The organism is Streptomyces tubercidicus, from assembly GCF_027497495.1.
GTDB lineage: Bacteria > Actinomycetota > Actinomycetes > Streptomycetales > Streptomycetaceae > Streptomyces > Streptomyces tubercidicus.
Genome location: NZ_CP114205.1, coordinates 4,653,977 through 4,678,132, shown reverse-complemented (window position 1 = coordinate 4,678,132; position 24,156 = coordinate 4,653,977). Strand labels below are relative to the sequence as shown.

The following is a 24,156-nucleotide window of genomic DNA, read 5'->3' as shown; positions in this document are numbered from 1 at the left end:
CTCGGTGAGCGAGCCCCACCGATAAGGTGTTCGGCCGCGGTTCGCCCGTCCGGCGACCCACGGGGGAGTTGCCGGGCGGGTGCGCCAAAAGCGCCCACACGTAGGAGTTGATCGTATGGCCACCGAGAACCAGCCTCGCCCGGGTGACGAGAAGGATGTCGTCAAGCCGCTCGACAGCACCCGCCCGATCCAGCCCATGGACAGCACGCGTCCCATCCAGCCCATGGACAGCACCCGCCCGATCCAGCCGATGGACAGCACGCGCCCCATCCAGCCAGGGGAAGGGCACACTCCTGTCGCCGGTGGCGCGGGCGCTCCCGATGACGGTCATTCCGTGAAGGCGAAGGACAGCACCCGGCCGATCGTCGACCCGAAGTAGTCGACCTCGGCATCAAGTCAGCCCGGGAGTCAGGGGGATACCCGGGACGGCCCCGGGGGGGGGAGACCGGGGCACGGGGGACGTACGGGGGAACGGGGGAAGTACGGGGGAACGGGGGACCGAAGGGGCCAGCCTCGATGACATTCCAAGGGGGGAGTCATCGAAGTCGGCCCCTTTCGCGTGCGCCAACGCAGAAGGCCCTTGCGGCGAGCCGTGCGCCTCGGCGACTCACAACGGCAATTCCCCGCATTCTGCGGCTATTTCAGGACACCTGAACGAATGTACGGCCTGGGAGCGGCAAGCTTCTCTTGTTCATAACTCACCTCTTCAAGGAGTTCAGATGAGCCGATTCACGCGCACCCTCGTGACCGTCGCCCTCGCGGCCGCTGCCGCCGGCGTCGCCGCGACTCCGGCCATGGCGGACAGCCACACCCCCGCCACCCCGGGCTTCTCCGCCCAGGACAGCACCATGCCCATAGCCGCCAACACGGCCACCCCCGACAACCACATTCCGGCCCCGCACCAGGTATCCGCCCAGCACTGACCGAACACAGCACCGCCCCTTCGCGGGGGCCGGGCCCGTCGCGCCGCGACGGGCCCGCTCCGTTTCCGGCAGTCTCTCCGCCTGCCGCACAGACCCGCGCGCACAGATCTGACGATGCATCAGTTTTGCTGCTACAGTCACGCCGTTCAGGCCCGCCGCGGCCGTCGGGCCTGCCCCGCCCTGCTCCGCCGGCAGCCAGGAGGCACCCCATGTTCGACCCCGCCCGTATACAGACGCTCTGGGAACTCGTCGAATACCGCGCGCGGGTTTCGTGCGGGGTGCCGATGTTTTTCGACGGGGACGGGGGGAGCGTCACCTTTGACGGGGTGCGGGACGAGGCGTTGCGGGTGGCGGCCGGGTTGCGGGGGATGGGGGTCGGGGCCGGGACGCGGGTGGCGTGGCAGTTGCCGACGCGGGTGGAGACGGTGATCCTGTCGTTGGCGCTGGCCCGGGTGGGGGCCGTGCAGATACCCGTCATACCGCTGCACCGGGAGCGTGAAGTCGGCTTCATCCTGGCGGAGTCGGCGGCGGAGTTCGTGTTCGTACCGGGCGTGTGGCGGGGGTTCGACCACACGGCGATGGTGCGGAAGGCCGCCGGGGACGGGGTGCGGGTGCTCCCGGTCGGGGGCGGGCTGCCCAGGGCGGACCCGGCGGGGCTGCCCGCTGCGGCGCCCGTCGGGGGCGGGGGCGGGGAGGGGAACGGCAACGGGAGCGGCGACGAGAGCGGGAGCGGCGACGGGGACGGGGCCACTCGCTGGATTTACTACACCTCCGGGACCACCGCCGCGCCCAAAGGGGTGGAGCACACCGATGCCAGTCTTATCGCCGGTGGGGTCGGGCTGGCCACCGCGCTCGGTATGTCCGGGGACGACATCGGCTCGATGGCCTTTCCGTACGCGCATATCGCCGGGCCGGACTATGTCATCGCCATGCTGGTCAGCGGGTTTCCCGCGGTCATCCTGGACACCTTCGAACCGGGCCGTGCGGCCGCCGTCTACCGGCGGCGCGGGGTCACCATGGCCGGCGGCAGCACCGCGTTCTACCAGGCGTTCCTGGACGAGTCGCGCCGCTACCGGCAGCAACTGCCGCACGCCGGGCGGCTGATGCCGTCACTGCGGCTGCTGTCGGGTGGCGGGGCGCCGATGTCACCGGAGCTGTATACGGCGGCGGGGCGGGAGCTGGGGTGCGCGATCGTGCACGGGTACGGGATGACCGAGTGTCCGATGATCGCGATGGGGACGCCGTACGACAGCGAGGAGCAGCTGTCGCGGACGGTCGGCAGGCCGGTGGTGGGCGCGCGGGTGCGGATCGTCCGGCCGGACGGGTCCGTGGCCGGGGACGGGGAGAGCGGCGAGGTCACGGTCAAGGGGACGATGCTGTTCCGGGGGTACACCGACCCGGCGCTGACGGCGGAGGCGTTCACCGCCGATGGCTGGTTCCGCACCGGTGACCTGGGGCGGCTGCGCCCCGACGGGCATCTGGTGCTGACCGGGCGGCTCAAGGACATCATCATCCGCAAGGGCGAGAACCTCTCCGCGCAGGAGATCGAGGAGCTGGTCCGCACCCATCCGGCGGTGGCGGAGGCGGCGGTGATCGGGCTACCGGACCGGGAGCGCGGCGAGCGGGTGTGCGCGGTGGTCACCCCCGCCGATCCGGCCGCGCCGCCGCTGACCCTGGCCGGGCTGACCGCGCATCTGCGGGCGGCCGGGCTGATGACCCAGAAACTGCCGGAGCAGCTGGAGACGGTCGGTGAGCTGCCGCGCGGCGGGCCGCTGAACAAGGTGCTCAAGACGGTGCTGCGGGAGCGGTATACGGAGTAGCCGGGGCCCGGCGGCGGTGTGGCGATGAGTTCCGGGGGCCGGTGGAGTCTTCACTGGGAGGCGGCACCGCGTGTGGGCGGACCGCACCCGGCGGGGCCCGGCAGCACGCCACGGCAGGACGGAAGGACCCGGACGATGACCGAGACGATCGACTTCACGGCGCAGGCCCGGCTGGTGGCGCAGCTCGCGGCCCGGACCGCCGATGAGCAGCTCGATGCCCCCACCCCTTGCGAGGCGTACGCGGTGCGTCATCTGCTGGGCCATCTCGTCGGCCTGTCCGCGGCCTTCCAGGAGACGGCGCGCAAGAACCTCGGGCCGATGACGAGCGTCGCTCCCAATGTGACGGTGCCCGATGTGGAGCCCGGCTGGCGCACCGCGCTGGACCGCAATCTGCGGGGGATGGCGGCGGCCTGGGCCGCCCCGGAGGCATGGGAGGGCGAGACCCAGGCGGGCGGGGTGACCCTGCCCGCGGCCATCGCGGGCCGCTTCGCGCTCAATGAGCTGGTGCTGCACGGCTGGGACCTGGCGCGCGCCACCGGCCAGGACTACGCGCCCGACATGGCCGCGCTCGGGGTCTCGTATGCGCTCCTCGCGCCCCTGGTGGAGTCCTCGGAGCGGCTCCCGGTGTTCGGCCCGCCGGTGACCGTGGCGGCGGACGCGCCGCTCCTCGACCAGGTGGTGGCGCTCAGCGGCCGCCGGCCGGACTGGGCACCGTCGGGATCGTAGGCCGGGAGCCGTAGGCCCGGACCGTAGGCGGGAACCGTAGGCCGGGACTGCCGCACAGAATCGGCGCACGGAGCCGGCGCACCGGCCCGCCGCACGGACCCGCCGCACCGACCCGCCGCACGGACCCGCCGCACCGACCGGCCGCACGCCCCCCGCGCCGCCCCACTCACGCCGGAGCGCCCCCCGGAGCCCCCTTCCGCAGCCGGGTCTTGAGGATCTTTCCGCTGGCGTTGCGCGGGAGCGCGGTGACGAAGGCGACCTCCCTCGGGACCTTGTAGTTGGCCATCTCGCGGCGGGACCAGGCGATCAGATCGTCGGCGGTGAGCAGGGAGCCGGCGCGGCGGACCGCATACGCCTTGCCCACCTCGCCGAGGCGGGGGTCGGGTATGCCGACGACGGCGACCTCGGCGATGTCGGGGTGGCGGCCGAGGAGTTGCTCTATCTCGGCGGGATAGGCGTTGAAGCCGCCGACGATGAACATGTCCTTGATGCGGTCGGTGATCCGGAGGTTGCCGTCCGCGTCGAGCACGCCCACATCGCCGGTGCGCAGCCAGCCGTCGGGGGTGAGCGCGCGGGCGGTGCCGGCCGGGTCCTCGAAGTAGCCGGACATCACGTGGTAGCCGCGGACCAGCACCTCACCGGGGTCGCCGGGCGGCACCGAGCGGTCCGCGGCGTCGACCACCCGGACCTCGGTGCCGGGTAGGGCCCGGCCCGAGGTCGCGGCGATCACCTCGGGCGGATCGCCGCGGCGGCACATCGTGACGACGCCCGAGCTCTCCGACAGGCCGTATGCGGTCAGCACGGTGGAGATCTTCAGCTCGCTGCGCAGCCGCTCGACCAGCTCCAGGGGGACCACGGCGGCGCCGGTGACCACCAGGCGCAGCGCGGAGAGGTCGTGCCCGGCGCGGGCGGGGTGGTCGAGGAGCTGCTGGTGGAGGGTGGGCGGGCCGGGGAGGACGGAGATCCGTTCGGCGGCGATCTTGGCGAGCGCGGTCTCCACGCTGAAGACCGGCTGCGGGATCATCGTGGCGCCGCGCAGCAGGCAGGCGATGATCCCGGCCTTGTAGCCGAAGGTGTGGAAGAACGGGTTGATGATCAGGTAGCGGTCGCCCTCCTGGAGGCCGGCCAGTTCGCTCCAGACGTCGTAGGCGCGCAGGGTCTGGGCGTGGGTGATCACGGCGCCCTTGGGGTGGCCGGTGGTGCCGGAGGTGAAGATGATGTCCGAGGGGGCGTCGGGGCGCAGGGCGTCGGCCCGGCCGTGGACGGTCTCGGCGGGCACCGCGGCGCCGTCGGCGAGGAACTCCCGCCAGGTGACGAAGTCGGCGGGGGCGTCGTCGGAGAGCACCACGACCTTTTCCAGCCGCGGGAGTCCGGGCAGCGGGCCGGAGCCGGTGCCCTCCCGGGCGGCGCGGCGGAGCGCGGCGAGGTAGGACGTGCCGAGGAAGGTGCCGGTGATGAAGAGGAGTTTGGCGCGGGTGCGGCGCAGTACATAGGCGGCCTCGGTGCCCTTGAAGCGGGTGTTGACGGGGACGAGGACGGCGCCCGCCGTGACGGCTCCCAGGGCGGAGACGATCCAGTCGAGGGTGTTGGGCGCCCATACGGCCACGCGGTCCCCGGGCGCGACCCCGGCGGCGATACAGGCGGCCGCCGCCCGCTCCACCCGCTCGCCCAGCTCGGCGTACGTCACCCGGGTGCGGCCCTCGACCACGGCCTCCTGGGAGCCGTACCGCCGGGCGGCCGCGCGCACCAGACGGGGGATGACGCCGTACTCCAGGTCCGCCCGCGCGTCCACGTCGTCGTGCATCGCACTGCCTCCCGCCGAAGAGCTGTACGCCACTAGCTGACTGTCCGTCAGATTAGCGGTAGCCTCCTCCGCTGTCAGCACCACTGGCGACCGACCACGGAGGTGGCGATGGGGCCGACCCTCAAGGACGCTACGGCGATAGCCGGCATCGGACAGACCCCGTTCGCCCGGCAACTCCCGGAATCCGAGAAGACCTTGGCCTGCCGGGCGATCGTCGCGGCGCTGGACGACGCCGGGATCTCCCCCTCCGAGGTGGACGCGTTCGCCTCCTACACCATGGAGGAGACCGACGAGGTCGAGATAGCCAAGGCCATCGGCGCCGGGGACCTCACCCACTTCTCCAAGGTCGGCTTCGGCGGCGGGGGTTCCTGCGCGACGGTCGCGCATCTGGCCGCCGCCATCGCCACCGGCCAGGCGAGCGTCGGCGTCGCCTGGCGGTCCCGCAAACGCGGTTCGGGACCGCGCCCCTGGAAGAACACCCAGGTCCAGCTGCCCACCCCGGGACAGTGGACCCGGCCCTTCGGTCTGCTGCGCCCCGCCGACGAGATCGGCATGCTGGCCCGCCGCTATATGCACGAATACGGCGCCACCCGCGACCACCTCTTCAATGTCGCACTCGCCTGCCGCAACCGGGCCAACCAGAACCCGGCCGCGATCATGTACGAACGCCCGCTGACCCGCGAGATGTATATGACCGCCCGCTGGATCAGCGAGCCGCTCTGCCTGTTCGACAACTGCCTGGAGACGGACGGAGCGCTGGCCTGCGTCGTGGTCTCCGCCGAGCGCGCCCGCGACTGCCGGCAGCGGCCCGTCTACGTCCACTCCGCCGCCCAGGGCCTGCCCGCCCAGCACCACGGCATGGTCAACTACTGGAACGACGACCCGCTCACCGGCCCCGCCTGGGCGGCCGCCCGGCACCTGTGGAAGGGCGCCGACCTCGGACCGCAGGACGTCGATGTGGCACAGATCTATGACGCCTTCACCCCCCTGATCCCCCTCTCGCTGGAGGGCTACGGCTTCTGCGAACGCGGTGAGGGCGCGGCCTTCACCGAGGGCGGCGCGCTGGAGACCGGCGGCCGCCTTCCGCTCAACACCGGCGGCGGCGGTCTCTCCGAGGCGTATGTGCACGGTTTCAACCTGATCACCGAAGGCGTCAAACAGCTGCGCGGCACCAGCACCGCGCAGGTCCCCGACGCCGCCACCTGCCTGGTCACCGCGGGCGAGGGCGTCCCCACCTCGGCCCTGCTGCTGAGGAGTTGATACGCCTTGAGCACACGTGATGCTGCTCCTGAGTCCGTTCGTGATGCCATGACACCGAGCGTGCCACCCGCCACTGACAATCGCCCCGGCAGCGGCGCTGACCTGCTGCTTCCCGTCCCCGACGACGACGGCGCGCCGTTCTGGGAGTACGCCGCCCGCGGCGAACTGCGCGTCCAGGCCTGCGCCGGCTGCGACGCACTGCGCTTCCCGCCCCGGCCCTGCTGCCCGAACTGCCGGTCCTTCGCCGCTCGCTGGCAGCGGATGAGCGGCCGCGGCCGCATCTGGTCCTACGTCCTGCCGCACCCGCCGCTGCTGCCCGCGTACGCCGAGCAGCCGGGCTACAACGCGATCATCGTGGAGCTGGCCGAGGCCCCGCGCATCCGCCTGGTCGGCAACCTCGTCACCGCCGCCGACGCCCCGCTCAACTCCGTCGACCCGGCCCGGCTGCGCATCGGCGCCCCGGTGAAGGCCGTCTTCCACACCATGCCAGGAGGCGTGACCGTACCCCGCTGGCTCCTGGAGCGGCCATGACGGTGCGCACGGAGGTCACGGACGGGGTCGCACTGGTCACCCTCGACCGGCCCGAGCGGCACAACGCCGTCGATCTCGCCACCGCCGCCGAACTCGCCGACACCTGGCGGGCGTTCCGCTTCGACGACACCGTACGGGCCGCGGTGCTCACCGGCGCCGGTGGCCGGGCCTTCTGCACCGGCATCGACCGCTCCGCCGACGTCCCCCAGCCGTCCTCCCCCTACTCCCTCGACGACCCGCTGCTCCACATCGGCCCGAAGGCCAACGACCTGTGGAAGCCGGTGATCGCCGCCGTCGAGGGCATGGCCTGCGGCGGCGCGTTCTACCTCCTGGGCGAGGCCGAGTTCCTCATCGCCGCCGAGAACGCCACCTTCTTCGACCCGCACACCACCTACGGGATGGTCAGCGCGTACGAGTCCATCCTCATGGCGCAGCGGATGCCCTACGGGGAGGCCGCCCGGCTGGCCCTGATGGGGACGGCGGAGCGGCTGGGCGCGTCCCGGGCGTACGAGATCGGTCTGGTCTCCGAGCTGACCTCACCCGGCGCGGCGGCCGAGGTGGCGCTGGACCGCGCGGCCGTGCTCGCCGCCCAGCCGACCGGGGCGGTCCAGGGCACGGTGCGCGCCCTGTGGGCGGCCAAGGAGGCGGCCAGAGCGCAGGCCCTGGCGCACGCCCCTGCGCTGATCGCGCTGGGCAGCCTGCCCCCCGACCGCCAGGCCGGACTCTTCGCCGCCCGGAAGAGGGGCGGGCAGGACGGCGGGCAGAGGGGGCACCCCCTGGTCAGGTGACCCGTAGGTGAGGGCCACCTACGGGTCACCTACGGGTCTTGTGCGCCCGGGTGATCTCGCAGGTGAACCAGAACTGCCCGATCGACGACTGATTGACCGTGTACTTGGCGGTGTACGTCTCGGTGTCGCCGGGCCCGACGGTGATCGAGCGCTCATGCAGCCCGTACGCCTTGCCGTCGGCCGGCTTCGCCTTCATCCAGTTGACGGCCATGTCGTAGGAGAAGGAATCGTTCATGGACGGGTTGGTGATGGAGACCGTGTACGTGAACTGGCGCAGCGAATCGGAGAAGTCGCAGTTGCTGCCGCTGACGTCCGCCCGCCCGTCCGGGTCGTAGGTCTCCTCGGCCGGCGAGGGCGAGTAGGTGGGCTCGTACGACGGGGAAGAGTCGTACGACGGGGACGAGTCATACCCGCTGGAGTACGTGGGGCTCGGGAAGGGCGGCGGCACCTTCACCTGGGGCCGGCCGAACGCACAGCCGCCCACCGTGGCCACCGTCACCAGCGCCAGCCCGGCCACGACCACCGCCCTGATACCCGTACGGGCACCTGCCCCGACACCCGTACGGGCGCCCCCGCGGACGCCCGTGCCCGTGCGCATGCACTGCTTCATTCTGCCCATCCCCCGTGGAAAACTCTGAGCCCGTCACTCTGGAATTGACGCGTACACGACACCCTAGCAAGCGCCAGGGACACCCCTTACGGGCCCGGCAACGCGAGCGGGCGTACTTGTCTCGCGAGTACCAAGGCTCCGGCGTAGCGTCGGTCCCGGAGGATGACCGGACGACCCGAAGCGAGGCGACGCCCGTGGTGCGCAACGTTCTCGGGTGTCTGATCGCCCTCGCCGGAGCGGCGGCCGCCGTCTGGAGCCCCTTCCGTCCCTGGTACGACGGCCGTCACGGCAATGACGTACGGATCGAGGACCTCTTCAACGGGCTGACGCGCAACAGCGCCCCGCTCTTCGGCTCCCTCCTGCTCCCCATGGCGTTCGCCGCCCTGCTGACCCTGATCGGGGTCGCCCTGCGTTCCCGGGGCGTGGTCGCCTTCGCGGGCCTGGTGGTGCTGGGGTTCACGATTCTGTGGATGGTCCGCCAGGGGCAGGCCGCGAGCGAACTGACCGCCGGCGCCCGCGGTCTGGGGGTGGGTGTCGCCAACGCCCTGGGTGGCGGCGCGCTGCTGCTGCTCGGCGCCCTGATCATGCGGGGCCGTCCCCGCCGGGTCGACCACTACGACGACCGGCAGTACGACGACGGCCGTTACGGGCGCTACGCGTACGACGACCGCTATGACGACCGCTACGACGACCGCTCCCCCTACGACCCGTACACGCCCTACCCCCCGGGGACACCCGAACCATGGGACGCGGGACGCCCGGGAGCCGAGGAGTGGAACCCGGAGCCCTACACAACCGGCCCCGCCGGCCCCCCGACCGGCCCCGGAGGCGCCCCCTACGGGCCCGGCCAGCAGGAGGACACCCCCACCACTCCCCTGCCCATCACCCCGCCACCACCGCCCCCACAGGGACAGCGGCCCCAAGCCCAACAACAGCCACAGCACCCGCCCCCACACCAGCCACAGCAACAGCCGCAACAGCAGCCGCCTCCGCCCCCTCCTCCACCACCGGCCAGACCCGGCCATCGGCAGCCCCCCACACCACCGGTGGAATGGGGCCGCGATCGCTATCGGGCCCGCCCCGCACAGCCCGAGCCCTCCGAGCCCGAGCCCACCGAACAGCGCGACCAGCCTGATGACCGTCGCGAACGGCCCCCGGAGGAACGGGAGTAGCCCCACGGGCAGATACGGGGCAGCGGCCTCACCACCGCCCCACCATCAAGCCCGCCGCGCCAGCCCCGTCCCCTTGGCCGCGTCCAGGGCGTACACGCAGCGGTCCTTGCTGCACGCGTAGACCACGCCGCCGACCGCGACCGGCGAGCCGGTGATCTCGCCGCCGGTTTCCAGCTTCCAGCGCAGCTGGCCGCCCATCGCGTCGAGCGTGTAGAGGCAGTGGTCGGCGGAGCCGAAGTGCACCCGGCCCTCCGCGACGACCGGTGCGCCGATGACCTCCGCGCCGGCCTGGAAGCGCCAGCGCGGGGTGCCGGTCACCGCGTCCAGTGTGTAGAGCGCCTTGCCACTGCCCAGATGGACCGCACCGTGCGCGACCAGCACCGGTTCGGTGGACTGCCGGGCCTCGGTGGCGATCCGCCAGCGGTCGCGGCCGTCCGCCGGGTCCAGCGCGTAGACCGTGCCGAGGTAGTCCGCCAGGTAGACCCCGCCGCCGGTGACGGCCGGGCCGGGGGCGAAGGCCGGCGGGCTGAGGAACACCGCGGGCGCCTCGAAGTGCCAGCGCACGTCGCCGCGCGCGATGTCGATGGCCAGCACGCGGGTTCCGGCCACGACGTAGACCGCACCGTCCGAGGCAGGCAGCAGCCGCATCGGGACCCCGCCACAGGACGCGGCGTCGCCCACCGGGTACGACCAGCGTTCGGCGCCGGTGCGCGCTTCCAGCGCCTTGAGCCGTGCGTCGGCCCACACGAAGACCGTGCCCTCGTGCACCACGGGCCCGGCCTCTGCGGTCTCGAACTCGGTCTGGACGCCGCCGATCTCCCACAGCCGTTCGCCGGTGGCGGCCTCCCACGCCTGGACGCCGCCACCGCGGGTGCTGGTGACGACGGTCCCGCGGTCGACCTTGAGGGCGTAGACCCAGCCGTCAGCGTTCAGCCGCCAGCGCTCGCTGCCGTTCTCCGCGTCCAGCGCGTACAGGCTCGGGCCGTCCGAGGCGTGGATCCGGCCGTCCGCGACGGCCATCGCCCAGGCGACGTCACGGGTCTTGAACTTGCGGCGCCCGCTGGCCACATCGAGCGCGTGCACCTCGAAGGACGTGACGTAGAGCAGCTCGTCGGCGACCGCGGGGGTACCCCACACATCGTTCGACATCCGGAACCGCCAGGGGCGCCAGCGGCCCGGCTCGGCGGGCGGCGCCTCGGGCGGCGGGGGCGGCGCGGCCTCGGCGCGGGCCGGGCTCTCCCCGCCGTTGGCATGGCTCTGCGGGGGCACCGTGGCGGCGGGTCCGGTGCCGGGCGGCCGTACCCAGTTCGTCGCGGCACCGGCCTGCCCGCGCGGCGGCGGTGACTCGGCGCGCGGCCCCGGCCCTATCGGGGCGGCCGAGCCACCCAGCTGTACGGGACCGGCGGCGCCCTCTCCAGGGGCGGCCGGGGGCGACGCGGAGGACACGGCGGCGGGCGGCGGCGCGGTGGGCGGGGGCGGCGCGGAGACCGGGGTCACCCGGGCCGTGGAGGCGTCCGGGCCGAGCACCGCGGGCTGCGGCATCGGGCCGGGGTGGCCGCCGCGCGGGTCGTTGCCGCGGTGTGCGCCGGGGCCCGCGCCGATCTGGCCCGGCCAGCCGGACTCCGCGGCGGGGGCGCTCTGCGGCCGCGGCGGCACCTGGGCCGGCATCGGGGCCGACACGGGCGGGGCGGGCGGTGCGGCGGGCGCCGAGCGTCCCGCGCCGCGGCCGGAGGCGGCCCGCTGACCGTTGGCCGGTACGGTCGTGCGGCCGCCGCGCCGGCTCTCGATGAGGCCCACCGCGCCGGGCGGCAGCCAGGCCGAGGCGGTACCGCTGTCGTCGCTGCCGGAGCCGAAGAGGTGCGGGGCGAGCTGGGACTGCAGATCGGCGGGGGACGGCCGCTGGCCGGCCTCCATCTGCATACAGGACTCCATGAGCGGACGGAGTTCCTCCGGTAGCCCCGCCAGGTCGGGGCCTTCCCGCAGCAGCATGAAGACGGTCTCGACGGGGTTGGCGCCATGGAACGGCGCGTGCCCGGTGGCGGCGAAGACCAGTGTCGACCCGAGGGAGAACACATCGCTCGCGCCGGTCACGCTGCGCGAGTCCCGAGCCTGCTCGGGCGACATGTAGGCGGGCGTGCCCACGGCCACATTGGTCATCGTCAGACGGGTGTTGGACACCCCGGAGGCGATACCGAAATCGATCACCCGGGGGCCGTCCTCGACGACCAGTACGTTCGACGGCTTCAGGTCACGGTGCACCAGTCCGGCACCGTGGATGGACTGCAGCGCCTCGGCGATCCCGGCCGCCAGCCAGCGCACCGCCTGGGCCGGGAGCGGCCCGCACTCATTGACTATTTCCTCAAGGGAGGGCGCGGGGACATAGGCCGTCGCGAGCCAGGGCACCGCCGCGCGCGGATCGGCGTCCACCACCGCGGCCGTGTAGAAGCCGCTGACCGCGCGGGCCGCCTCGACCTCCCGTGTGAAGCGGACCCGGAACAGCTGGTCCTCGGCGAGCTCGGTACGCACCGTCTTGATCGCCACGCGCCGCCCGGATGCCGAGCGCGCGAGATAGACCAGTCCCATGCCGCCGGCCCCGAGACGGCCGAGCACCTCGAACGGGCCGATCCGCCGGGGATCGTGCTGCGTGAGCTGCTTCAGCTGCTCCACCACTTGCCTGCCACCTCCCCGTGGGGCGTAAAAGAGACTCTCCATAGCCACGAGCCGCCGAGAGCCCTGCCCCGTGCAGCGTCCCCCCGCCTGCGGCGAGGACTGTCGAAACGGCCGTACGCGTGCTGATTCTTCCTGGCCGAGCCGACGGTTGCGAACCCGGGGCCTGTCCGCTGTGTCACGGCATACCTCCCGTAGCCCGCACCGGGCCCGTTACCCGATGTCACCCCACCCTGCCTGACGTGCTCCGATACGTCCGCCGACGGGCGATTGCCCCCGGAGTTACCGATCGGTTCCGGGTCCCCTGCGCGGGGCACCGGCCGTCCGCAGGACGGTCACCGCCCCGTTTGACGCGAACATGAGGAGATCGGTTGACTCCCCGGAGCATCCAATTGGCCGCGGTGGCCGAAACCAGACCACCCCACCGACCGCACACACCCATCCCCCACCGCTCATGCCATCCCCGTCGTCGCTTGCGGCTCCGGCCCCAATTCTGAACGTTCGAAGGTCATTTCGGTGCCACCGCGCCGGGCGTGGCGCCTTGATTGACGAACAGGCAACGGAAAACGGCCGCTGCCATGGCGGCTATATGCCCAAGCTAGCGCCGGTTTGCGCAGTCTGCCCGACAGGGATTCGAACGCGGAATCGATTCCAGAGAGTGCCGGAAAGGGCGGCGGGACCGGCGACAGAGAGGCGGCGGAGATCAACCGGCAGGCATCGGCGTGCACTTGCCGCACGGAGGGTGACCGCTTATCCACCAAAGTTGTCCACAGGCTGTTGATAACACGGTTCACTGGTTCGGACCAAACAGTGCCGGACAAGCCGTGACCACGGCCGGGCCCGCCACCAGCGCACTCCGCGGGGCCTTGCACCCTTAACTCCCCCATCCCCATTTGCAGGCAGCCAAATCGCGCTCCGATCACCCCTCGGTAAGCTGACGGCATGACAGGACAAGTTCGAACCGTCGACGGCAGAGTTGCCGGCCGCCGCGGACAGGCGACGCGGCAAAAGCTTCTCGACTGCCTCAGTGAAATGCTCAGTTCGTCCCCCTATCGGGACGTCAAGGTCATCGATGTAGCCCGAAAAGCGGGGACTTCACCCGCAACGTTCTATCAGTACTTCCCGGACGTCGAGGGCGCCGTCCTCGAAATCGCCGAGGAGATGGCCAAAGAAGGCGCCACTCTGACCGATCTTGTCGCCGGACGCTCCTGGGTGGGCAAATCCGCCTGGACGGCCGCGGAGGATCTGGTAGAAGGCTTTCTCTCCTTCTGGCGCAAGCACGACGCGATTCTCCGCGTCGTCGATCTGGGCGCGGCCGAGGGCGACAAGCGTTTCTACAAGATCCGCATGAAGATCCTCAATGCCGTCACCAACTCCCTTACGGACTCCATCAAGGACCTCCAGAGCAAGAACAAGGTCGACAAGGACGTGAGCCCGGCCGCCATCGCCGGCTCCATGGTCGCGATGCTGGCCGCGGTCGCCGCACACCAGAAGGGCTTCCAGAGCTGGGGCGTCAAACAGGCCGAGCTCAAGCCGAATCTGGCGCTGCTGGTGCACCTCGGCGTCACCGGAAAGAAGCCGACCAAATAACGAAGCCACCGCGATAGCAGTCGGGGAAGCGGCCGGAGAAGCTGCCGCGCCCCGAAGTCCCGGTGTTCCCGGGACGGTTCGCCATCGGTCCTGTGTCCGTCCTGCCATAGCTGTACCGCACACGCAGCGGGCGCCTCGCGACCCTCCGGGGGTCGGCACGGCGCCCGCTGCGTTGTATGCGGCCGACCAGCGGTCGAAACCCGGTTCACGCACTTCGCCGACCGGCGGTCGAAGCCCGTCGCGCACCGGCCCGCTCAGCGCCGCTCCAGCCGGAACAGCCGTATCTCCCGCGTCACCCGCGCCTGATACGCGCCGTACGGAGGCCAGAGCGCCAGCGCCGCCCGCCAGGCCCGCGCCCGCTCCGCACCGGTCAGCAGCCGGGCCCGCACCGGTATGTCCCGGCCCCGCCAACTCACCTCGGCCTCCGGATTCTTGAGCAGATTCCCGGTCCAGGCCGGATGCCCCGGCCGCCCGAAATTGCTGCCGACCAGCAGCCAGCTGCCGTCTTCCTCCGGTACGCACGCCAGCGGAGTACGCCGCGGCAGCCCACTCCTGGCACCGGTCGCGGTCAGCACCACACCGGGCAGCATCCGGGCACTGAGCAGCACCTTTCCGCGGGTCAGCCGGTGGACCGCACGGTCCAGCGCGGGGATGACATACGGCGCGGTCCGGGCGAACGCACGGGTCGCGGAGACCTTCATGAGCAACCGCTCACCCGGGCGCATCAGACCTCCACCGTCGCGGCCGTACGGCCCGGGGCGGGCACCCCGCCCGGCTCCCCGCTCCCGCCCCGCTCCCCCGCCCCGTCCGGGAACAGCCCCGCCTCCTCGGCGGCCCGTGCCCGCAGCCGGTGCACGGGACCCAGCAGCAGCTCGTCGCAGGCCGCGCGCTTGAAGTACAGATGCGCCTCGTGTTCCCAGGTGAAGCCGATACCGCCGTGCAGCTGCACCGCCTCGGCCGCCACCTCCCGCAGGGTCTCCAGCGCCTGGGCGAGCGCCAGCGCCCCCACCCCGGGCTCGGCCGCGCCTTCCCTCTCGGGCGCGGACGGCCCGCCGCCCGCCGACCAGGCCGCGTAGTACGCCGCCGAGCGGGCCGCCTGCACCCGCACATACAGATCGGCGAGCCGGTGCTGGACCGCCTGGAAGGAGCCGATGGGCCGGCCGAACTGCACCCGCTGCTGAACATGGGCGACGGTACGGGCCAGCGCCGTATCGGCCGCGCCGACCGCCTCGGCCGCCAGCGCCGTGGCCGCCGTCACCCCCGTCTCAGCCAGCGCCCGGACCACCGCCGCCGCGTCCCCCTCGCCCTCACCGTCCCCCTCGCCCAGCAATTCGGCCGGCACCTCCCGCAGTTCGAGGCGCGCCTGCGGCCGGGTCTCGTCCATCGCGGTCTGCCGGGTCCGCAGCAAACCCGGAACGCCGGACTCCGCGCTGGTCCGGGCCGCGCTCCCGCCCTCCGCCCGTACGAGAAAGAGCAGGGTGCGGCTGCGCGCGAAGCCACCGGTGTGCGCGGCCACCACCAGCACATCGGCGGTGTGCCCGTTGAGCACCTGCCCGGCCTCGCCGTACAGCCGCCAGCCGCCGCCCACCGCCCGCCCGCCGTCCCGTGCAGCGGCCGCAGCGCCCTCCCGCGCCACCCGCCTCGCCTGGATTCCGCCGGCCCGGCCGCCGCCCGCCCAGCCGCCGTCGTTCGGCCCGGTCAGCGCCAGTGCGGTGGCGAGCTGTCCGCCCGGCACGGCCAGCGTCGCGGTCAGCTCCCCGGCGGCGAGGGCGGGGAGCAGCGCGCTGCGCTGGCGCTCACTGCCCAGCGCGAGGAGGAGCGGGGCGGCCAGCGCGGCGGTCGCGATCAGCGGTGAGGGCAGTACGGCGCGGCCGGTCTCCTCGCAGGCCAGGGCGAGTTCGGTGGGCCCGCAGCCCACCCCTCCGTACGCCGTTGGCAGCGCCAGACCGGGCAGACCCAGCCGCCCGGCGAGCTGCTGCCAGAGCTCCGTGTCATACCCCGCTGGGGTGCGTACCGCCGACTTGACCTCGTCCGGACCGCAGCGCTTGACCAGCAGTTCGCGCAGCGTACGGCGGATTTCGTGCTGCTCCTCGGTGAACGCGGCATCCATCGGCGGGCTCCTCCCGGCCGTGCGACAACGCCCGTCCGCTCCGACGGGCCCCCGCTTCCGATCTGACGGACCGTCATAGTAGGGACGAGGGGTGCACTTTCCTAGGCCAGGTCCGCAAGTCATCGGGCCCCTAGGGGACTTGGGGCGCCGGGAGTCGGAACGCAGGCGGGAGCCGGGTCACGTCACCGCGACCCGGCTCCCCCGGACTCACCGCCGGTCAGCGGATGAGGTGGACGGTGAGGTGCGTTTCCGTGTCACTGACGTTGACGGCGTGGACGGAGCCGTGGGCGGTGCGGTAGCGCCCGGTGCCCCCGGTGATCGCCAGGTCGATGTTGCCGGGGCCGGCGCCGGTGACGGTGAACCGGCCCTGCACGGTGAGCTGCCCCAGGGGAAGCGCGAGATCGGCCGCGCACTGGAGGTCGAACTCATCGCCCGGTGCGGTCCGGGTCAGCGTGCAGATCTGGCTGTAGGTGCCGACCGGGACGGCGCTGCGGAGGAGATTCCCGCTGATGACGAATTCATCGCCCTGGCTGGGTCCGGACGACCCGTCCACATCGACGAAAGTGCCCTGGGTCTGCTGGGCGACCAGCTGGAAGACTTCCTCTCTCGGGGGAAAGGGATCGGCACCGGCGCCGCCTGCCGCGGACGCGGCGGGTGCGCAGAGCAGGAGGGCCGACATTCCGGTGGCCGCGCTCAGCAGGAACCGCTTGAAGTGACGCACAGATTTCTCCTCTGGGACTGGAAGGGAATTTCTCGGACGCTGTGCCGTGAGGTGCTCTCATTTCCCGGACCGCTCTCGCGTGGACGGCAGGGCCCCGCGACGTCCTCCCGGCCCGTCGGCCGGGATTCCGGTCGGCCGGAAACTCGGTGTGCCGGTGCCGCGCGGCCCGTAGGGGTCCGCCCGGCCGGGCCGTGCGGCCCGTCCGGCGGATCAGATGCCGGGACCGCCGATGTAGGTGAACGATCCGGTGGGGCTGTCAACGGGGCCGGTGATCGTGACCGTGACGGTGCCGGCGGCGCCGCTGGGCGGGGACGTGGCGGTCACAGTGGTGTCGGAGACGATCTCGAAGGACGCCGGGGTGCCGTTGAAGGTGACCTGCTCGGTGTGGGACAGGCCGGTGCCGGTGATCGTGACGACGGTGCCGCCCGAGGTCGGTCCCGAATTGGGGCTGATGTCGGTGACGGCGGAGGAACTGACGTAGGTGTAGGTCAGGCCCTGGACGCTGCCGCCGGCGGTGCGCACGGTGACGGGAACGCCGCCGGGCCCCGGGGCCGTGGTGGCCCGGACGGTGATCTCGGTGTCGGAGACGCTCTGGATCACGGCGCGGCTGGTGCCGAAGTACACATCGATCGCCCCGGCGAGGTTGCGGCCGGTGAGGGTGATCTCGTCGTCGCTGCCGGCGACCGGCCCCGAGTCGGGGCTGATGCCGGTGAGGGCGGGCAACGGCGTGTAGTAGAAGGTGCCGAGGGTGCCGGTGCCGCCCGCGGTGGTGACCGTCACGGGGACGGCACCCGATCCGGCGGGTTCTGTGACGGTCAGCGAGGTATCCGTATTGGCGGTGATGCCGGCCTGCGCGGTACCGAAGCGCACGGCGGTGGCGTTGGCCAGGTGGTGACCGGTCACCGTCACGGGGGCGCCGCCCGCCGTGGCCCCCTGGTCGGGCAGCACGGTCGTCGCGATCACGCTGACCGTGCCGGCCTCGGTGTTGACGACGTAGGCGTGCGTCCCGTCGGGGTGGATGACGAGGCCGGCCGGGCCGGCGCCCACCCCGATGTTCTCGACGGCGGTATGGGTGGCGGTGTCGATCACGCTCACCGTGTCCGGGAGCGAATTCGCCACCAGGACATGGGCGTTGTCCGGGGTCACCGCCAGGAAGCGCGGCTGGGCACTGACCCCGATGGTGTCGATGACGGCCCCCAGCGCGGTGTCGATCACGCCGACCGTGGAGTTGCCGACGTTCGTGACATAGAGGCGGGACCCGTCGGGGTTGAGCGCCAGCAGGATGGGGACCGGACCGGCGGGAATGGCGGCCGAGACGGTGTTCGTGGCGGTATCGATCACGCTCACCACCCCCGAGCCGAAACATGCCACATAGACGCGGGCCCCGTCCGGGGTGATCACCACGCCGGTCGGGGCGTTCCCGACCGTGATGACATCGCTGACCGTATTGGTGGCCGTATCGATCACGCTCACGGTGTCGCCGGCCTGTTGGCTCACATAGACGCGGCCGCCGTCCGGGGTGACCGCTGCCACCGCCGGCCCGTTCCCCACCGGGATGTCCGTGCCGAAGGTGTTCGTGGCGGTGTCGAGCACGCTGACGAGTCCGGCGTCGGCGAGAACCACATAGCCGCGGGTCCCGTCCGGTGTGAGCGCCACGATGTCGGGACCGGCTCCTGTGGGGACGGTGTCCGTCACCGTACTGGTGGCGGTGTCGATCACACTGATGGTGCCCGAACCCCGGTTGGCGACATAGGCGCGGGCACCGTCGGGCGAAAGGGTAATTGCCTGGGGCAGCACACCCACCGGAATTACCGCGCCCGCCACAAATGCGGCACGCAATCCGGGACTTCGCGCCGGTACGGGCGTTGGAATGTGTGGAGTAAAGGCGAACATGACACTCCCTCAGGCAGGCGGGAACGTTCGTCGTCCCGCACACGGAAATGTCTGCTCCGCCGCATGGGCAAACAGCGAGCAGTCAGCCGGCCGGGAACCGGCCGGTGAAATGCACAAAGCGATGTGAGAATACCGCCCCCCGGGAGTCATTTGAAGGCCACCGCAAAGCTCCGATTCTCGGATAATCGCTTTAAGTCAGCCCTGACGGCGGCGGGCCGCGGCGGCACGGCGGCGCGGCGGGACCCCCGGAGCCGCATCCCGCGCCCTGCCCGCCCCACTAGATCTGATGTACCGTCAGATTCATGACCTCAGGGACCACTTACGGGAATCGCAAGGTCGCCGTCGCCGGAGTCGCGCTGTCCGATTGCGGACGCGTGGACCGGGCCACCCCGTACGCCCTGCACGCCCAGGCCGCCCGCCGGGCGCTCGCCGACAGCGGGCTGGACCGTGCGGTGATCGACGGCTTCGCCTCGGCGGGTCTGGGCACCCTCGCGCCCGTCGAGGTCGCGGAGTATCTGGGGCTGCGCCCCACCTGGGTCGACTCGACCTCGGTCGGCGGCGCCACCTGGGAAGTGCTCGCCGCGCACGCCGCCGACGCGATCGCCGCCGGTCACGCCAACGCCGTACTGCTGGTCTACGGCTCCACCGCCCGCGCCGACATCAAGGCCGGGCGGCGCACCTCGAACCTGTCCTTCGGCACCCGTGGCCCGCTCCAGTTCGAGGCCCCCTACGGGCACACCCTGATCGCCAAATACGCCATGGCCGCCCGCCGTCATATGCACCAATACGGCACCACCCTGGAGGAGTTGGCCCAGGTCGCGGTGCAGGCACGCGCCAACGCGGCGGCCAATCCGGACGCCATGTACCGCGACCCGATCACCGTCGACGACGTCCTGGACGGACCGGTGATCGCCGATCCGTTCACCAAACTGCACTGCTGTATCCGCTCCGACGGCGGCTGCGCGGTGCTGCTCGTCGCCGAGGACTACGTCCAGGACCTGGCCAAACCTCCCGTATGGGTGCTCGGTTCGGGGACGGCGGTGTCCCACACCACCATGTCGGAGTGGGACGACTTCACCGTCTCCCCCGCGGCGGCCTCCGGACGGCTGGCCTTCGGCCGTGCCGGGGTCCGCCCCGCCGATATCGACCTCGCCGAGCTCTACGACGCGTTCACCTATATGACCCTGGTGACGCTGGAGGACCTGGGCTTCTGCGCCAAGGGGGAGGGCGGCGCGTTCATCGGGAAGGGGCGGCTGCTGCGCGACGGGGAGCTGCCGGTCAACACCGACGGCGGCGGGCTGGCCGCCTGCCACCCCGGGATGCGGGGGCTGTTCCTGCTGGTCGAAGCGGTACGCCAGCTCCGCGGCGAGGCCGGCCCGGACCGCCAGGTACACAAACCCGACGGCCGGCTGCCCCAACTCGCGGTCGCCTCCGGCACGGGCGGGTGGTTCTGCTCGTCGGGGACGGTGGTGTTGGGGCGGGGGTGACGGCGCCGCGCGGCCTCCCGTGGAGAGTGGCGCGCCGTGATCAGTCGGCGGGCGGGCGGGTGATGACGCTGAAGGCCGTTCCGAACGGGTCGGTCAGCGCGGCGGTGCGCCCGTAGGGGCTGTCCTCGGGGGTGCCGGCCGTTCCGCCTGCGGCGACTGCGCGGGCCACCAGTTCGTCGGTGTCCGCCACCTCGAACACGGTCTGCCAGCGGGCGGCACGGGCTGCGGGGTCGCCGAAGACGCCGCCGATCTCATGGCCGTCGGGCCGCCGCAGGAAGGTGAAGTCGAAGTCGGGCAGGTCGGCGTTGCCGTCGAGCGTGAAGTCGAAGACGGTGGCGTAGAAGCGGCGGGCGGGCTCGGGGTCCGGGGCCGCGAGGTCGTTGCGGACCAGCGTGCTGGGCTCGTTTACCAGCTCACAGCCCGGCAGTGTCCGTCCCTGCCAGAGGCCGAAGCGGGCGCCTACGGGGTCCGCCACGACGGCCGTACGGGCCAGGCCCGCCACATCGGAGGGCGGCGCCAGCACCGTCCCGCCGTGCTCGGCGATCCGCTTGGCCACGGCGTCGCAGTCGTCCGTGGCGAGATACGGCTGCCACCAGGACTCACCCTCGACGTCCGCGGCGGAGACCGGCCGCAGCGCCGCGACCCGCCGGCCGCGCAACAGACACAGGGTGAAGGGACCGGTCGCCGCCGACCGCTCCTCGTACTCCCAGCCGAACAGCGCGCGATAGAACGCCTTCGCCCGGTCGAGGTCGGCGACCCCGAGGTCGATCCAAGTCGGCGTACCGAGCGGCTGATTGCTGCTGATCTCGCTCAATGTCTGCTCCTTCGCAGTGCCTGCCCTTACCTGAACTGACGTTAGCGAGCATCTAGGACAGAAGGCGTCCTAGAGCGCGAAGCAGGGCCTGAAGTGATCCAGGTGATCCAAGTGCCCTTGATGGCGTACGCACCCTACGCACGTCATGAACAAGCGTCACATACAAACGTCATAGACAGACGTCATAGACAGACGTCATAGACAAGCGTTTAAGACGCTCGTACAGTCAGGCGGCAGAAGCACCACGACCCCGAAGGGAACCGCCATGTCCGGTACCGGCACCGTTTCGTCGTCACCACGCACCAAGCCCCCGACCGTGCTGATCTCCGGCGCGAGCATCGCCGGGCCGGCGCTCGCCTACTGGCTGCACCGCCACGGCTTCGCGGTGACCGTCGTCGAGCGCGCCCCCGCGCTGCGGACCGGCGGCTACAAGGTCGACATCCGGGGCGCGGCGATCGAGGTCGCCGAACGGATGGGAATCCTGGGGGACATCCAGCGCGCCAGTACGGACATGCGGAGCGGCGCGTATGTGAACGACGACGGCAAGCGGATCGCCACCCTCCCCGCCGCCATCTTCAGTGCCCGGGTCGGCCGGGACGACGAGATCATGCGCGGCGACCTGGCCCGCATCCTCTACGAACGCACCCGGGCGGATGTCGAGTACGTCTTCGGCGACTCGATCACGTCGCTCACCGAGCGGTCGGGCGAGCATCATCAGGACCACCGGGAGTACCAGGACCACCGGGACCGCGAGGGGCGCGGCGCCTGCGGTGTCGACGTCACCTTCGAGCGCGGGGCGCCCCGCCGCTTCGACCTCGTCGTCGGTGCGGACGGGCTGCACTCGAACGTCCGGCTGCTGGCCTTCGGCCCGGAAGAGCAGTTCGTACGGCACCTCGGCGCGTATATCTCCGCGTTCTCCCTGCCGAACGAACTCGGCCTGGACCGCGAGGAGTTGTATCACGCGGTACCCGGCAGGCTGGTCTGCGCCTACAGCTCGGCCGGGGACCCGGCGGCCAAGGGCATGCTCACCTTCCGCTCGCCGCGGCTGGCCTACGATCACCGGAAACCCGAGCAGCAACTGGCGCTCCTCGACGCCGCGTTCAAGGATGTCGGCGTCGCCCCGTCCGAAGGCTGGACGCAGGTACCGCGGCTGCTCGAAGCGGCGCGCGCGGCGGACGATTTCTACTTCGACGGGATGCAGCTGATCGAGATGGACCGCTGGTCGCGCGGCCGGGTGGTGCTGCTCGGCGACGCCGCGCACTGCTCCTCACCGGCATCGGGGCAGGGCTCGGGGATGGCGCTGGTCGGCGCGTATGTGCTGGCCGGGGAGCTTGCGGCGGCCGGCCGCGGCCCGGAGGAGGCGTTCGCTCGCTACGAGGAGGAGATGCGCGGCTATGTCGCGGTCAATCACGCGCAGGCCGCCACGTTCGTCAAGGAGATGACGGCGGATACCCGGCGGCAGATCCGGTTCCGGCATCTGATGATGCGGATGCTGCCGCATGTGCCCTGGAAGAACCTGGTCGCGAAGAAGATCGCCGAGGATGTGCAGCGAGGCGCCAACGCGATCACCCTCAAGGATCATCCGGTGCCGGTGCCGGTGCCGGTGCCGGTCCCGGCCGACGGGCACGCAGCGGGCGGCGGGCGGGCACGGGGCGGCGGGCGCGCTCCGGCCCCCCGGGGCGCTCCGGCCACCGGGCACGCTCCCGCCACCGGGAGTGCTCCCGCCACCGGGGGCGCCCCCGCCGCCTGACACCCGACGTACGCTGCCTGGCATGACCGATCACCCCGCGCACCAGGGCTCTCCGGACGCCGACCCCGCCGATCCGGCGCACCACTCCGACGACGCGGACGCGGACGCAGGCACGGACACGGACACGGACGCCCAGGCGTTCCGCGAGCTGCTGCGCGGGCTGCGGGTCTGGGACGTCGCCGCGCTGCCGTCATTCGACCCGGCGACGGCCCCGGGCGAGCCGCTCCCGCTGTTCCGGCAGTGGCTGCGGGAGGCCGCCGAGGCCGGTGTCCCCGAGCCGCACACCATGACGCTCGCCACGGCGGACGCGGCCGGTAACCCCTCCCTGCGGACCCTGATGCTGCATGACGCCGATGAGCGCGGCTGGCACTTCGCCTCGCACCGTGGCAGCCGCAAGGGCCGCGAACTGGCCGTGCGGCCGCGGGCGGCGCTCGGCTTCTACTGGCCGGCGGTCGGCCGCCAGGTACGGGTCCACGGGCCGGTGACCGTGGCGGGCCCGGAGGAGAGCGCGGCCGATCTGCACCGCCGCTCCACGGGGGCGCTGGCGGCGGCGCTGGTCGGCCGGCAGAGCGAGGTGCTCGGCTCGGTCGGGGAGCTGGCGCGGGCCTCGGACGCGGCCTGGGAGCGCGCCCGGCGCGAACCGGAGGCACCGGTGCCGAGCTGGACGCTGTATGTGCTGCACCCAGAGGAGGTCGAGTTCTTCCAGGGCGATGCGCAACGTCGGCACGTACGGCTCAACTACCGCTACGAGGGCGGTCGTTGGGCGCAGGAGCTGCTCTGGCCTTGAGGTGCGGTGGCGACCGTCAGGCATCCGGCCCGCCTGGAGGAGGTGCGGTGCCTCCGCCCCGGCGCGGAGGTGCGTGCGGTGCCTCCGATCCGGCGGCGGCACTCGTTCCACCCGTTCCCCCTCACAACTGCTGATACATGATGTGCAGCCCCACATAGCCCTTGGTGGGGTGCCGGAAGCCCTCGGGGAGGGTCGTCATGATCTGGAAGCCCAGCGACTGCCAGAGGGCGACGGCGCCGGTGTTGGTCTCCACCACGGCGTTGAACTGCATCGCGCGGTAGCCCTCGGCGCGGGCCCAGTCCAGTACGTGTTCCCCCAGGGCCCGGCCGACGCCGCGGCCGCCGTGCTGCGGATCGACCATGAAGCTGGCGCTGGCGATGTGCGCGGACCCGCCCATGTGGTTGGGGTTCATCTTGGCCGTACCGAGGACCGTGCCGGACTCGTCGACGGCGACGACCGTACGGCCGGGCGGCGTCAGCAGCCACATCTCGCGGGCCGCCGCCTCGTCGAGGTCCCGCGGATAGGTGTAGGTCTCGCCGGCCGCCACGATGGCACGGAAGAAGGGCCAGATGGCGGGCCAGTCGGCCGCGGTCGCTTCACGGATCAGCACGGGCACAGCATGCCTCGGTCCAGGGTGGGGCGCCACCGGAATTGACGGGGCCCGGTCGCCGCAGGGCCCGGTCCCCGCAGGGCCCGGTCCCCG

Annotated in this window: 21 protein-coding genes; 12 read left to right on the top strand and 9 right to left on the bottom strand. The window is 72.1% G+C overall.

What is annotated here, in order from left to right:
• Positions 1–115 precede the first annotated feature (115 nt).
• The 4 genes from STRTU_RS20480 to STRTU_RS20465 all read left to right on the top strand — a co-directional run bounded on the left by STRTU_RS20480 (position 116) and on the right by STRTU_RS20465 (position 3,469).
• Positions 116–379 (top strand): laminin G, encoded by a 264-nt coding sequence (locus STRTU_RS20480; RefSeq protein ID WP_159744938.1) that lies wholly within the window; start codon positions 116–118, stop codon positions 377–379.
• A gap of 340 nt (positions 380–719) precedes the next feature.
• On the top strand, positions 720–923 hold the full coding sequence (locus STRTU_RS20475; RefSeq protein ID WP_159744937.1) for a hypothetical protein: 204 nt from the start codon (positions 720–722) through the stop codon (positions 921–923).
• Between the two features lie 209 nt (positions 924–1,132).
• Positions 1,133–2,743 (top strand): class I adenylate-forming enzyme family protein, encoded by a 1,611-nt coding sequence (locus tag STRTU_RS20470; protein ID WP_159744936.1) that lies wholly within the window; start codon positions 1,133–1,135, stop codon positions 2,741–2,743.
• 135 nt (positions 2,744–2,878) lie between these two features.
• On the top strand, positions 2,879–3,469 hold the full coding sequence (locus STRTU_RS20465) for a TIGR03086 family metal-binding protein (RefSeq protein ID WP_159744935.1): 591 nt from the start codon (positions 2,879–2,881) through the stop codon (positions 3,467–3,469).
• 166 nt (positions 3,470–3,635) lie between these two features.
• On the opposite strand, the gene STRTU_RS20460 is transcribed toward STRTU_RS20465, so the two are convergent.
• A complete protein-coding gene (locus tag STRTU_RS20460) occupies positions 3,636–5,273 on the bottom strand; it encodes a FadD3 family acyl-CoA ligase (RefSeq protein ID WP_159744934.1) in 1,638 nt (545 codons plus the stop codon).
• 108 nt (positions 5,274–5,381) lie between these two features.
• Here STRTU_RS20460 and STRTU_RS20455 point away from each other — a divergent pair, with 108 nt between their 5' ends.
• The 3 genes from STRTU_RS20455 to STRTU_RS20445 are packed head-to-tail and all read left to right on the top strand — an operon-like array spanning position 5,382 to position 7,852.
• A complete protein-coding gene (locus STRTU_RS20455; RefSeq protein WP_159744933.1) occupies positions 5,382–6,533 on the top strand; it encodes a lipid-transfer protein in 1,152 nt (383 codons plus the stop codon).
• 48 nt (positions 6,534–6,581) lie between these two features.
• A complete protein-coding gene (locus STRTU_RS20450; RefSeq protein WP_159744932.1) occupies positions 6,582–7,064 on the top strand; it encodes a Zn-ribbon domain-containing OB-fold protein in 483 nt (160 codons plus the stop codon).
• Complete coding sequence (locus tag STRTU_RS20445; protein WP_159744931.1) at positions 7,061–7,852, top strand: enoyl-CoA hydratase/isomerase family protein; 792 nt, start codon at positions 7,061–7,063, stop codon at positions 7,850–7,852. The genes STRTU_RS20450 and STRTU_RS20445 overlap by 4 nt, the downstream gene beginning before the upstream one ends.
• A 25-nt stretch (positions 7,853–7,877) precedes the next feature.
• Here STRTU_RS20445 and STRTU_RS20440 read toward each other — a convergent pair whose 3' ends face one another.
• The gene (locus tag STRTU_RS20440) at positions 7,878–8,450 is read right to left on the bottom strand and encodes a hypothetical protein (protein WP_167539179.1); all 573 of its coding nucleotides are present in this window, start codon (positions 8,448–8,450) and stop codon (positions 7,878–7,880) included.
• A gap of 206 nt (positions 8,451–8,656) precedes the next feature.
• On the opposite strand from STRTU_RS20440, the gene STRTU_RS35980 reads away from it, so the two are divergent.
• On the top strand, positions 8,657–9,634 hold the full coding sequence (locus tag STRTU_RS35980; protein WP_159744929.1) for a hypothetical protein: 978 nt from the start codon (positions 8,657–8,659) through the stop codon (positions 9,632–9,634).
• Between the two features lie 45 nt (positions 9,635–9,679).
• Here the strand turns inward: STRTU_RS35980 and afsK are convergent, their stop codons facing one another.
• Positions 9,680–12,346, bottom strand: coding sequence for a protein serine/threonine kinase AfsK (gene afsK / locus STRTU_RS20430; RefSeq protein WP_159744928.1), 2,667 nt, complete (start codon positions 12,344–12,346; stop codon positions 9,680–9,682).
• Positions 12,347–13,243: 897 nt separating this feature from the next.
• Between afsK and STRTU_RS20425 the strand changes: the two genes are divergently transcribed.
• Positions 13,244–13,891, top strand: a complete 648-nt coding sequence (locus tag STRTU_RS20425; protein ID WP_159744927.1) for a TetR family transcriptional regulator — start codon at positions 13,244–13,246, stop codon at positions 13,889–13,891.
• A 254-nt stretch (positions 13,892–14,145) separates the two neighbouring features.
• Here the strand turns inward: STRTU_RS20425 and STRTU_RS20420 are convergent, their stop codons facing one another.
• The 4 genes from STRTU_RS20420 to STRTU_RS20405 all read right to left on the bottom strand — a co-directional run bounded on the left by STRTU_RS20420 (position 14,146) and on the right by STRTU_RS20405 (position 18,561).
• On the bottom strand, positions 14,146–14,616 hold the full coding sequence (locus STRTU_RS20420) for a nitroreductase family deazaflavin-dependent oxidoreductase (protein WP_159744926.1): 471 nt from the start codon (positions 14,614–14,616) through the stop codon (positions 14,146–14,148).
• Positions 14,616–16,001, bottom strand: coding sequence for an acyl-CoA dehydrogenase family protein (locus STRTU_RS20415; protein ID WP_159744925.1), 1,386 nt, complete (start codon positions 15,999–16,001; stop codon positions 14,616–14,618). Before STRTU_RS20415 ends, STRTU_RS20420 begins: the two co-directional genes overlap by 1 nt.
• 217 nt (positions 16,002–16,218) lie before the next feature.
• Entirely contained in the window at positions 16,219–16,722 is a 504-nt protein-coding gene (locus STRTU_RS20410; RefSeq protein ID WP_159744924.1) for an allene oxide cyclase barrel-like domain-containing protein, read from the bottom strand.
• A 210-nt stretch (positions 16,723–16,932) separates the two neighbouring features.
• Positions 16,933–18,561, bottom strand: coding sequence for an IPT/TIG domain-containing protein (locus STRTU_RS20405; protein ID WP_246240879.1), 1,629 nt, complete (start codon positions 18,559–18,561; stop codon positions 16,933–16,935).
• Between the two features lie 356 nt (positions 18,562–18,917).
• Here STRTU_RS20405 and STRTU_RS20400 point away from each other — a divergent pair, with 356 nt between their 5' ends.
• Entirely contained in the window at positions 18,918–20,102 is a 1,185-nt protein-coding gene (locus STRTU_RS20400) for a thiolase C-terminal domain-containing protein (RefSeq protein WP_159744922.1), read from the top strand.
• Between the two features lie 40 nt (positions 20,103–20,142).
• Here STRTU_RS20400 and STRTU_RS20395 read toward each other — a convergent pair whose 3' ends face one another.
• Positions 20,143–20,916 carry a VOC family protein gene (locus STRTU_RS20395; RefSeq protein WP_159744921.1) on the bottom strand — a complete coding sequence of 258 codons (774 nt, stop codon included), beginning with the start codon at positions 20,914–20,916 and terminating at the stop codon, positions 20,143–20,145.
• A gap of 265 nt (positions 20,917–21,181) precedes the next feature.
• Between STRTU_RS20395 and STRTU_RS20390 the strand changes: the two genes are divergently transcribed.
• Positions 21,182–22,666 (top strand): FAD-dependent monooxygenase, encoded by a 1,485-nt coding sequence (locus STRTU_RS20390; RefSeq protein ID WP_159744920.1) that lies wholly within the window; start codon positions 21,182–21,184, stop codon positions 22,664–22,666.
• A 22-nt stretch (positions 22,667–22,688) separates the two neighbouring features.
• Positions 22,689–23,453 carry a pyridoxine/pyridoxamine 5'-phosphate oxidase gene (locus STRTU_RS20385; RefSeq protein WP_159744919.1) on the top strand — a complete coding sequence of 255 codons (765 nt, stop codon included), beginning with the start codon at positions 22,689–22,691 and terminating at the stop codon, positions 23,451–23,453.
• Positions 23,454–23,574: 121 nt separating this feature from the next.
• Here the strand turns inward: STRTU_RS20385 and STRTU_RS20380 are convergent, their stop codons facing one another.
• Complete coding sequence (locus STRTU_RS20380; RefSeq protein ID WP_159744918.1) at positions 23,575–24,063, bottom strand: GNAT family N-acetyltransferase; 489 nt, start codon at positions 24,061–24,063, stop codon at positions 23,575–23,577.
• Positions 24,064–24,156 lie beyond the last annotated feature (93 nt).